Origin of the sequence: Yoonia sp., from assembly GCF_017854415.1 — a bacterium.
In the GTDB taxonomy this organism is placed as follows: Bacteria; Pseudomonadota; Alphaproteobacteria; order Rhodobacterales; family Rhodobacteraceae; genus Yoonia.
Map to the genome: position 1 here is coordinate 1 of NZ_JAFMHR010000105.1, position 10,722 is coordinate 10,722.

General features: G+C 53.6%; 13 protein-coding genes. 7 read left to right on the plus strand and 6 right to left on the minus strand.

All coding sequences use genetic code 11. The features are described from left to right. A partial coding sequence (locus QZ197_RS11885; protein ID WP_296432205.1) for an ABC transporter permease occupies positions 1-1,355 on the minus strand: 1,355 nt, incomplete at its 3' end. Between the two features lie 83 nt (positions 1,356-1,438). Next, positions 1,439-2,368 carry a sugar ABC transporter substrate-binding protein gene (locus QZ197_RS11890; protein WP_296432206.1) on the minus strand — a complete coding sequence of 310 codons (930 nt, stop codon included), beginning with the start codon at positions 2,366-2,368 and terminating at the stop codon, positions 1,439-1,441. A 183-nt stretch (positions 2,369-2,551) separates the two neighbouring features. Between QZ197_RS11890 and QZ197_RS11895 the strand changes: the two genes are divergently transcribed. From QZ197_RS11895 to QZ197_RS11905, 3 genes are all read left to right on the plus strand, one after another. Beyond that, positions 2,552-3,334: an ATP-binding cassette domain-containing protein gene (locus QZ197_RS11895; protein WP_273508327.1), complete on the plus strand. Its 783-nt coding sequence runs from the start codon at positions 2,552-2,554 to the stop codon at positions 3,332-3,334. Then, positions 3,334-3,768, plus strand: coding sequence for an RbsD/FucU domain-containing protein (locus QZ197_RS11900; protein WP_273508328.1), 435 nt, complete (start codon positions 3,334-3,336; stop codon positions 3,766-3,768). Before QZ197_RS11895 ends, QZ197_RS11900 begins: the two co-directional genes overlap by 1 nt. Positions 3,769-3,881: 113 nt before the next feature. After that, positions 3,882-5,000, plus strand: coding sequence for an ROK family transcriptional regulator (locus tag QZ197_RS11905; RefSeq protein WP_296432207.1), 1,119 nt, complete (start codon positions 3,882-3,884; stop codon positions 4,998-5,000). 583 nt (positions 5,001-5,583) lie between these two features. Here the strand turns inward: QZ197_RS11905 and QZ197_RS11910 are convergent. Then, complete coding sequence (locus QZ197_RS11910; protein ID WP_216035662.1) at positions 5,584-6,507, minus strand: LysR family transcriptional regulator; 924 nt, start codon at positions 6,505-6,507, stop codon at positions 5,584-5,586. A gap of 99 nt (positions 6,508-6,606) precedes the next feature. On the opposite strand from QZ197_RS11910, the gene QZ197_RS11915 reads away from it, so the two are divergent. Genes QZ197_RS11915 through QZ197_RS11925 form a run of 3 tightly spaced genes read left to right on the plus strand, consistent with a single transcriptional unit; the run spans position 6,607 to position 9,240 of the window. Further along, positions 6,607-7,632: a sterol desaturase family protein gene (locus QZ197_RS11915; RefSeq protein ID WP_272146601.1), complete on the plus strand. Its 1,026-nt coding sequence runs from the start codon at positions 6,607-6,609 to the stop codon at positions 7,630-7,632. A gap of 3 nt (positions 7,633-7,635) precedes the next feature. Beyond that, positions 7,636-8,400: an SDR family oxidoreductase gene (locus tag QZ197_RS11920; protein WP_272146600.1), complete on the plus strand. Its 765-nt coding sequence runs from the start codon at positions 7,636-7,638 to the stop codon at positions 8,398-8,400. Positions 8,401-8,412: 12 nt separating this feature from the next. Next, positions 8,413-9,240 carry a 3-methyl-2-oxobutanoate hydroxymethyltransferase gene (locus QZ197_RS11925; RefSeq protein WP_272146599.1) on the plus strand — a complete coding sequence of 276 codons (828 nt, stop codon included), beginning with the start codon at positions 8,413-8,415 and terminating at the stop codon, positions 9,238-9,240. 91 nt (positions 9,241-9,331) lie between these two features. On the opposite strand, the gene QZ197_RS11930 is transcribed toward QZ197_RS11925, so the two are convergent. The 3 genes from QZ197_RS11930 to QZ197_RS11940 form a co-directional block, all read right to left on the minus strand. Then, positions 9,332-9,529, minus strand: coding sequence for a hypothetical protein (locus tag QZ197_RS11930; protein ID WP_296432210.1), 198 nt, complete (start codon positions 9,527-9,529; stop codon positions 9,332-9,334). A gap of 214 nt (positions 9,530-9,743) precedes the next feature. Further along, complete coding sequence (locus QZ197_RS11935; protein WP_296432211.1) at positions 9,744-10,004, minus strand: hypothetical protein; 261 nt, start codon at positions 10,002-10,004, stop codon at positions 9,744-9,746. A gap of 90 nt (positions 10,005-10,094) precedes the next feature. Next, complete coding sequence (locus QZ197_RS11940; RefSeq protein WP_296432213.1) at positions 10,095-10,253, minus strand: hypothetical protein; 159 nt, start codon at positions 10,251-10,253, stop codon at positions 10,095-10,097. Between the two features lie 126 nt (positions 10,254-10,379). On the opposite strand from QZ197_RS11940, the gene QZ197_RS11945 reads away from it, so the two are divergent. Continuing rightward, positions 10,380-10,652: a hypothetical protein gene (locus tag QZ197_RS11945; protein WP_296432215.1), complete on the plus strand. Its 273-nt coding sequence runs from the start codon at positions 10,380-10,382 to the stop codon at positions 10,650-10,652. Positions 10,653-10,722 lie beyond the last annotated feature (70 nt).

Genomic DNA, 10,722 nt, shown 5'->3' on the forward strand with positions numbered 1-10,722 from the left:
GCGACCAACAGGGCCAACAGCAGAAGCATTGCCAGTAGGTTTGACGACGCAGCCGCTTCAAATTGCGTAATGTCATCAGGCGACAAAAGACGCGCATTTTGTCCTGCAGCGAGCTGTGTGCCAGCTTCGCGCAAGTCGACGGATGCGTTATGCTCCAGCACTGCAATTTTTGCGCGCAAGAAGATAGCGCCCGGCGTCATCAGCGCGAGGAAGGCCATGACAGCCGCAATCGCCCCCAGCAGCTTGCGGACGCTTTCCGGGTTACCGGACTGACGCACAATATCAAGACCAACCGCCACAAGGATGATAAGACCCGTCACAACCATCTGCCAGAAGGTGTCGAGCTGTGCCAACGTCAGACCGTTGTTGATCAACTTCAAAAGGATCACGCCCATGAACGTGCCCCATAGCGATCCGCGCCCGCCAAAAAGCGATGTGCCCCCGATGACCACAGCTGCGATGGCGTCCAGTTCCCACATTTGTCCGTAGTCGGATTTTGCATAAGGCGCGCGGCCAAGGAACAACAAGGCGCCAAGTGCGGCTGAGAAGGAACAGAACATATAGGTGATCAGCGTGTAGCGCGGTGTGTTGATACCGGCCTGACGCGCACCGGGTTCGTTCGATCCGATGGCATAGACCCAGCGACCATAGCGTGTGTTTGAGATGATGATCGTGAGCAAAATGAAGAAACCGATAAAGATCAGCATCGACATCTGGAATGTCCGGAAGAAGTTGATCCAGTTGTCATCCACGAATGCGCCGAAACGTTCCCAACCGCCGGTAAGTGTGCCTTCCTTGTAGGCGTCGCGCAGCCCTGCAAACGGGTTGTAACGGCCAAAGTAGTCAAAGGTTTCGGGTAGTTTTGGTGAGGCTTGAGCCCCGGTAGAAAGGTGACCCGTGCCGCGCCAAATCGATAATCCCGCAAGGGTGACAATAAAGGCTGGCATCCCAAAATAAGCGACTAACGATCCATTGAACGCCCCAATGGCAAGCCCAATTCCCAGACCGGTCATGATGGCAAGATATGGCGGAAAGCCCCAGAAACTCGCAACATAACCCGTTAGCGCAGCTGTCATCCCCATGACAGACCCGACGGACAAATCAATCCCGGCTGTGATGATAACAAGCGTCATCCCTCCGGCCACGATACCGATGGCAGCAGAGTTGTTCAGGATCGTCATCAGGTTTGATGGATGAAAGAACGGACGCCCGGAAGACGCAAGTTCGATTGCAATCCCAAGGATGAGGATGGCAAGAAAAGCGCCTGACCACTCAGCCTTAAAGAATTTCACCAAGCCCAGCACAATGCGGTCTTGAAAGCTATGGCTTGCCTGAGATTCGGGTACGTCTGTCATCTTTTTGTCCACCGGTGAATGAGATGTTCGTGCATGAAAAAAAGGCGCGTCAAACGACGCGCCTTTGAGGTTAGGTCAGTCGATTACTCGATGCCGACCATTGCTTTGTAAACACCAGAAGTTGATGGTGTCACCAGGAAGAAACCGGTGTCGATACGTGGGGAAACATCTTCGCCACGTGCCGCTGCTGCAGCCGCTTTGATGCCTTGGTAACCCATCTGGTACAGCATCTGTGCTGTATCGACATGGACCCAACCTTCGTCCATGGCTGCAATCGCGTCACCAGCGCCGTCAAAGCCAACCAGCTTCACGTCACCAGCGCCGAAGCCCAGGTTTTCAAGAGCAGCTTTTGCACCCATTGTCCCGCCGTCCCAAGCGTTAGCAACCATCACGATGTCCTGACGGCTGTTCAAGATAGCTTCAACACCTTCTTGCGCTTCTTGGCTGTTCCACTCTGTTGGGACCAACAGAATTTCAGAGTTTGGACGCGCTGCTGAAAATGCTTCCATGAAGCCGTTCTTGCGTTCTTGACCGGTGGACTGTGCTTGGTTGCCAGTCACATAAATGATTGGCTGACCGTCTTCGATCTGTGTGGCCGCAACAGCGCCCTGTACCTTTGCAACTGCGTAGTTGTCTGTCGCAACAAAGGACGTAACGGCCGCGCCATCAACGCCTGTATCGATTGCTACAACAGGAATGCCTGCACCCATTGCGTCATTCACAGCGGGCGCGATGCCTGCACTGTCAACTGGTGCAATTGCGATTGCAGCCGCGCCCTGTGCCACGAGGTTTTCGAAAACCTCAAGCTGGCTGGACAGATCGCCCTGGAATGCTGGACCAACAGAAACGAGGTTAACACCTTCTTCTGCGGCAGCATCGGCTGCGCCTTGGTTGATCATCATCCAGCCCGCGTTCGTTGCGGATTTTGTAATGTAGCCGATAACGTCCTGCGCGCTTGCAGCACTACCAGCCAAAAGTGCAGCAACAGCTACACCAGCGAATTTAAGGTTCATTTTCACGATATTCTCCTCCCAAAGATTGGTTAGTCCCGCATGGGATTCTAACCTAGTGAGCCCTTATAAAAACCGAATGTGGCAATCTGTCAATACTTAAATCAACTTGATTTAACTATTGACTTGTCCGCACTGATGATGCCTGTTCGGCCCGAACTAAGAGTCGCGTCTGGGAGGACACTGATGACTGATGAACGTAGAATCATACTAGAAACACGTGGTTTAACAAAGCACTACGGTGGCGTTCAGGCACTCAACGATGCGAACTTCGAAATGTACGCGGATGAGCATATCGCCATTGTCGGAGACAATGGCGCAGGCAAATCAACCTTTGTGCGCAATATTACAGGTGTTGAACAACGCACCGCAGGTGAAGTCTTCATTGACAGCGTGCCTGTGAACTTCAAGGCACCAAATGAAGCACGTTCCCATGGAATCGAGACAGTTTATCAAAACCTCGCGCTTGCTGATCACCTCGATGTGCCGGCCAATATTTTTCTGGGGCGCGAAGAGGTCTACTTTGAGTTCGGACCGCTGTCGTGGCTCAAGAAAAAGGCGATGGTCCAACGTGCTGATGAGCTCCTTGAAGAAACCGGCATCAAAATTCCGGATACAAAGCAATCCGTGGCAGGCATGTCTGGTGGTCAACGCCAGTGTGTCGCGATCAGCCGTGCGGCTGGTTGGGGAAAAAAACTGATCATCATGGACGAGCCGACAGCTGCCTTGGGCATCCAAGAAACAACCCGCGTGGAAAACATTATTCGCGGCCTCAAGAAACGCGGCATTCCGGTCATCATCGTGTCCCACAATCTGCGTCAGGTTTTCAATCTCGTCGACCGGATCGTCGTGTTCCGTCAGGGCCGGATCGCCGGTGTTCTCGATGCCAAGACCGCAAGCGGCAACGATGTTGTCGCGATGATCACAGGTGTGGATCAAGACGTTCATGAAAACGCGAGCTACATCTGATGTTGAAAGGGATTGACCCAATACTCGGGCCCGAATTGCTTTCAATATTGCGGTCCATGGGCCACGGGGATGAACTGGCAATCGTAGACGGCAACTATCCGGCAGAAAACCATGCGCAACGTTTGGTGCGGGCAGATGGTTTGCGACTGGTGCCGGTCCTCAAAGCAGTTCTAAGCGTTCTTCCGCTGGATGCCGATGTTGCGCGGCCTGCGATGCGCACACGGAACGTGAACGCACCTGAGACGCCCGATCCTATCCACATCGAAATTGAAGCGGCGCTGCAAACACACCTGCGCGCTGATCAGATAGAAATAGCCCACGGAGCCACATTCTATGATCGCATCAAACGGTGCCATGCTATTGTAGCAACGAGTGAGCAGGATCTGTTTGCAAATGTGATTTTGCGCAAAGGAGTGGTTTTTCACCCCAACTGATTTACGATGCGACCCGACCTCTTCGAAATCGAGAAAGATCTAACGTGCCAAAAGACGAGAAAACACAGTCAACCTCGAAGGTGCAAAATAGCTTACGGCCTTATAACGAGCGCTTGCTGATCAATCTCATCCGCACCGACGGTGAGATGAGCAAGGCGGACCTGACGCGCGCATCGGGACTAAGCGCGCAAACCGCAACGGTCATCGTGAACCGTTTGGTGGAAGAAGGGTTGTTGAAAGCTGGTAAGGCCGTAAAGGGCAAGGTCGGGCAGCCATCGACTCCGTACTCGCTCAACCCGGAAGGCGCTCTTTCGATCGGAATCAAAGTGGGCAGGCGATCGCTGGAAGTTGCCAGCATGTCGTTTGACTATAAGATCGTGAAACGGTTGGTGAAGCGTTACGACTTCCCACATTTAGAAACTATCAAACGCGATGTCTTGAGCAATATTGACGCGTTGTTCGGGGAAATGTCGCAGCAGCAGCGAGACAAAGTGGTTGGGATCGGAATGGCGATTCCTGATGATCTGAGCGCGTGGGAAGCCACTGTTGGTGCGCCCGCTGGTGAAATGGCGGATTGGGCGGATGCGGATCTTGCCAATGATGTTAGCGAAGCCTTTGGCTTGCCTGTCAAATCGCTCAATGATGCCTCGGCTGCGTGTTTGGCGGAAATTGCTTTGGGCAACAGTGCGCGGCACGCCTGTTTCGCCTATTTCTATATCGGGACATTTATTGGTGGCGGGGTTGCAATTGGCGGCCAGCTTTTCAATGGGCAACACAATCTGGCCGGGGCGATTGCGTCCTTGCCGATTGCGGCCACCTCTTCGGGGGTCGCACCGCAATTGCTGGAAGGGGCGTCGCTGCACTATCTGGAACAAGCCGCAAATGCGGCAGGTCTGAACGAGGAAAGTTTTTATCACGATGACGATATAGGTGCGCCCTGCACAGCGATTTTTCATGAATGGCTGGAAAATGCAGCACCGCAAATTGCCTTTGCCGCGATGTCCGTACAGGCGTTCTTGGACCCTGATGCGATTGTCATAGACAGCAGTTTGCACCCCAAACTGACGCTCAAGCTGATCGACAAAATTCGCACCGCAATTTCATCGCATTACGACCATCGTGGCTTGGCGCAACTGAATATCTCGGCCGGGGAAAACGGCCTATCCGCCCGCGCTATTGGCAGTGGCATCGTGCCATTCCTATCCGAATTCTCATTGGAAAGTAGTTTTTGAACTGTTGCGCTTTTTCCTTAGAAAAACTGATGTATGTTAGATTAAGCAACCTCGGAGGCTCCTAGTTTGGCAGATTTCCGTATTTATCCCGAAGCAGTGCAAAGTGTATGTGAACAGAAACTCAGCTTCAGATGGCTTCCTGATTGTCATAAAGAACGGGACCTGACAGCAGAATTTTCCGCAATTTCATGGTAGTTACGGTTGCCGCAAACGTGCTCCAGTTGATCGGACGCTATTCCCTATATGACTATGATCGCTGCTGTCAGCCGCTCAAGGCCAAGGTCGCTTTGCGCACGTGATAGCCATCTATTTGCATCTGCAGCGATAGTCCGGAATCCGCCCATGCTGCTTCTCGCTGCATCGGCAGTCTGAAAAAGTGGCCATTGGTTGAGCGGGCCGCAAGGTCTTCATCGTCCCGCGTTGCCAAAATCGGCGCACGGTGACGCCAACGGCGGCTTTGCAGAGCAACGGATATCGGTGCAAAATGCAGCGAATGACGGCTTGGAGCCCATAGTGCAAGATGCTGCAGATCGTATTAATGTCAGTTGAGTAATCCAAAGCGGAAGCTCGGTGTGGTATCTAGCTAAGTGCTTAGCGTGCATAAGTCCGCGAGGGCTTCGAGACAACGGTACGCGGCACTTTTAGACCGTCCGCGCTCGGTAAGCACGGCGTAAAAGCCACGGTCATATTCCTTGTAGTCATCATAAGCTTGGACCAACCGACCATTTGACAAATAGGTGTCGACCATGCCGCGTGCACCTAGAGCAAGGCCTCGGCCAGATGCGCAAGCCTCCAACAGGTAGACGTAGTTGTTAAAGCTGGTGGTCGGGCGCGCGCTGGCAGAGATCCCGTTGGCTGCAAACCAATCTTCCCAATTTGCCCAGCCCCGGTTCGGCGTGGCCATCTCCAGCAATTCGAAACCCTGCCAGTGCGATGACGGCGCTGAGAGTTCTTTGGCATGCCGTTCCTTGAAGCCAGGCGCGCACACCGGTTTGACGGCCTCAGCAAACAACAAAACAAAGTCGTTTGCGTTAAGGTTGCCAACGTCATAGTCGAAGACAATGTCGATTTGTGGGTCGAGGTGCGCATCCAAGGCCTCGTATTCCGATGTGATGACCCGCACTTTCGCGACATCGGACATCGCATGCTGTAGGCGATCAAAGACTGGCATAATCAGCAGGTGAGAAATCGCGTGCGTGCATCCGATTGTGACCGGTAGGTCGGCATCCCAATCTGCAATCACCTGCAGGCCATCGCGGATGCTGTCCAGCCCCTGACTGACCCGAAGGTACAAGTGCTTCCCTTGTTCTGAGAGGTGCACGCGTTGCTTGTGCCGCTCAAAGAGCGATGCGCCCAAAGCAGCTTCCAGCTCGGCGATATGGCGGCTGATCGACGACTGCGATGTGTTCAACTGCTGTGCAGCGGCTGTGAAGCTCTGCAGTCTCGCGCTTGCCTCAAAAGCAAGGAGACACCGCGTAGAGGGAAGATGAGGTCGCCGGTTGTTCATATCAATTCTGATATCAAGTCTGTTGACAATTGCAATATCTGACGGCGATTTTCTGGGGTAGCGTCCTGGGTGAATTTTACGTCCAGCCAAGGGGGCCCTATGTCGTCAGCGACCACAAACACATCCGAATTGACGGCAGGCACACCTGCTGGCGAAAGCCGCGAATGGAACTGGCATCCCGATTTGCCAATCAATACATCGCCGGTGTTTGAAAAGCCGCCCCGCCCCTTTGCCTCGTTGAGATGGTACGCTGGCGCTTGGCTGCCGATTTCGGAACTGTTGCTCTACGTCGTGATCGCATTTGCTGTTTGGAGCTGGCTTCAGCCGCCCCTGGAGCAGACCCAAACACTGGCGCCCGGCTGGATCGCTGCGATTTGGCTGCGCAATATTGCGATGCTCGTGGCGTTTGCGACGATTTTGCATCTCTGGCTTTACACATGGAAGAAGCAAGGCGATGCCTTGCGGTATGATCGCCGGGGGCCAACTGCAAAGGCCCGCATTTTTGCCTTTGGCAGTCAGCTTTGGGACAATGTGGCCTATTCCCTGATCAGTGGGGTGGGCATCTGGACGATCTATGAGGCCGGTCTTTGGTGGGGCTATGCCAATAGTGTGCTGCCAACCGTAACGCTGAGCGCAAATCCGGTTTGGTTCGTCCTGTGGTTCTCTTTGATTGGCGTTTGGTACTCGTTCCACTTTTACTGGGCGCATCGGTTCCTGCATTGGGCCCCGATGTACCGTCGCGTGCACTCAGTCCATCACCGCAATATTGCGGTCGGGCCTTGGTCGGGCTTTTCGATGCACCCGATCGAACATGTGTTGTACCTGTCATCGCTGCTGATCCATCTGGTCGTCCCGTCGCACCCCATTCACATGCTGTTTCATTGCTATTGGCTGACGCTGGCGACGACGACGTCCCACTCTGGCTATGACGCTTTGATCCTTGGCAAGAATGCGCGGATGGAGATGGGGACATTCTTCCACCAGCTGCATCATCGGTATTTTGAGTGCAACTACGGTACGGCGGAAATGCCTTGGGACCGCTGGTTTGGGTCATTCCATGACGGCACCGCCGAAGGGCTGCGCACGGTGCGTGCGCGCAAGAAACCAACAGCATTGCGGAAGTAAATCATGACACAACGTATCCTTGTGACCGCCGGAGCCGCCGGCATCGGGCGCGCCATTGCCGAAGCATTCCTCGCCGACGGCGCAGATGTCGCGATCTGCGATGTGGATAGCGACCAGCTTGCCGCGATGCAGGAGGCATATCCGACGCTGATTGCTGGCCAGGTTGACGTCACAAACGAGGCGGAAATGGACGCCTTTTTGCAGCAACTTAAAGAGAGATGGCAGGGGATTGATGTCGTCTGTGCAAATGCGGGAACAGGCGGGCCAGCGGGCCGCATTGAAACGCTCGACTTCGACGAATGGCAGCACTGCGTGGCAACCAATTTGCACGGCAGTTTCCTGACCTGCAGATGGGCCGCCCGGCTCATGCGTGCGCAAGGCAGCGGCTTGATCTGCCTGACCTCCTCGACTGCTGGGCAAATGGGCTATCCCCTGCGCAGCCCCTACGCATCAGCAAAGTGGGCCATCGTTGGCCTGACAAAGACCCTCGCGATGGAGCTGGGCGAGGCTGGCGTGCGCGTGAACGCCATCTGCCCGGGCGCGGTAGAAGGGCCGCGCATGGACCGCGTTATCGAGAATGAGGCATCCGCACGCAGACAAGCCATTGATGCTGTGCGCCAAAGTTATGTCAAAGGCGTGTCGATGAAGACATGGGTCACAGCTCAGGACGTCGCCAATACGATCCGCTTCCTCGCGTCCCCCTCAGGGTCCAAAATCTCAGGTCAGATACTTGCTGTGGACGGCCATACAGAAACGCTAGCGCCGTAAGAGACGAGAAACATGAAGCTCAAGAACATTTACACATACGGCGGCGAGCCCGCACAACGGTTCCTGACAGTTGCTGACTTCATCCAACTGCGTGGAACTCGTAAATTTACCTCAACGGTGCCCAACACATTCGAGGAGGCCCAAGCCTGCGCCGAGGCGGGTATTGACCATTTGTCGATTTGGGATGAGCTGACGCCGACCATCCGCGCCGCCGCCCCGCAAATCTTTATCAACGCTGCACTGCCGATGTCGCAATACGTGACTAAAGATGAGATTCTGCGTGCCGCAATGAAGGCCGCCGAGGCGGGAGCCGATTCAATACAGACGCCGCGCAGTTTTGAAGTGGTTGAGATGTTGGCGAAAGAAGGTTTGTCCGTTCAAGGCCATCTCGGCCTGATCCCACGCCGATCAACGCAAGTTGGCGGTCTGCGTATAATAGGAAAGACGGCAAAAGAGGCGCTGACGCTGCTGGATCAGTTTCGCAGGTTGGAAGATGCCGGTGCATTCGCGGTTGAGGTGGAATGTGTGGCATCAGATGCGCTTGATGCCATTCGCCACCATTCAAACCTCGTGACCCATTCCATCGGGGCAGGCCCATCCGCCGATGTCGTCTTGCTGTATCTTGAGGATATCTGTGGAGATGTTGAAAATCCGCCGCGTCACGCAAGGGCATTCGGTGACCTGCTCACTATTCGCAAAAAGCTCGCGTCCGAACGGGCCAAGGCGCTCCGAGGGTTTCGAGCCGCCGTCGTTGAGGGACAATTCCCCGGCGAAGAGGAGACTGTCAAAATGTCATCAGGCGAATTCGGCTTGCTCAAAGAGGCACTCGAAAAGCACTGAGCACCGTCAAGCTCCCGAGAGGTCGTTTAACTGGCCAAGTACATCCCGCGTCATTGAAGCTCTACCGGTTTCTCATTGCACAGTTCTGCATTCACTTATGCGCAGTGGACAGCGCATAAAGTCTAGGCTGCTGGATGTCTGCAAGCCAAACAGAACCGCCGTTCCACAAATCCATTTGAATGGCAGAGTAGTCCGCATAGGAGACCTTAGTGCAGAGCGCAGCGATTTTTCCTTGGTTGGCGAAGTCTTGTTCGATTTGAGATTCATCTAGTTCTTCAAGGTTGTGCAAATGCTTGAGCCCCTTCCTGGATGTCGCGTGTCACTTTAGCACTGAAAAACTGTGTATCAACCAGCCGGTAGGACCGGCATTGAAAGTTGAAATAACTCAAAGCTGTGTTTTCGACTTTGTTACCAAGCTGGACCCGTCACACTTTCATGCTGCCTCAAGTGCTCGTTTAGCCAATAGAATAGGTCATCTATTAAAGCTAAGTGTGGTAGTCAGGTCATTTCTTAACAAAATATTGACCAAGTCCCAGGTTCTCAAGCTCATCAAGGTCATGTTGTATTTCAGCGCGCAAAATCAATAATTTAAACACTTCGCCGCTGTCGTCGTGTTCAAGCCAGTAGTAATTGGTAAGCTCGTACAAGACATCAGTCGCCTCATTAGGTTTCATGGACGATATCTCTCCAAATTCTGTGGTCACATTTGGAATATTTATGTCACGTAGCGGTGGTTCGTCCGATAGATCGATTGGTAATATCATTCAAAAATGCCCTCTCCTGACAGTGTCTAGTGTTGATTTTCAAACGGCCCGTCTTCCAGTTCCTCTCCATTAGCGAGAGGATGCAATTTATTACTTGTTGGCGACAATTGAACTTCCAGGATGAAGCTCCCTTCGTGCAGGGTGCCCGTCAATCTGAAACGTGGCAAGCCAACGCTTGCTGTTGCCGCGCTGATAGACCTTCACAGCGCCATTCAATAGCACATGCGTCTCTGCGTTCAGTTTGGCCATCGGCGCTCCTCGGCTAGCTCATCACACACTAAGTTTGTGTGTTGGTGATGTCAGCCAGAAGGCGAAGGGCGACGAAGTTTTTCAATTCTATACTCAAACAACGTTTCAGTGCATCGTAGAGCAAGAATGAACCGAAGCGGGAGTTTTAGTATGGTTAATGCCGCCGAGCGTATCTTTGATGAAATCCTTTCCGGTCTCCCGACTAGCACGTTAGAGCTGCCGCCAGAGTGGCCAGATGAAGCCGCTGACGGCTTTGAGGATGACGACCTTGGTTTGCCGATGGAGGATGATGGGGACGGCCTGCTTCCTCTGAGTGACGAACTCGACGCTGAAAGAGTGATAGAACGACTTAGAGGAGACGCTTCCCCAATCGAGCTGCCCGCTTCAGGATGCCCATAATCTGTGCGTCGCTGTATCGTGCTGTCTTCATCAAAAATCTCCTCAGATATCTTGCCGAGAAAATTCTACT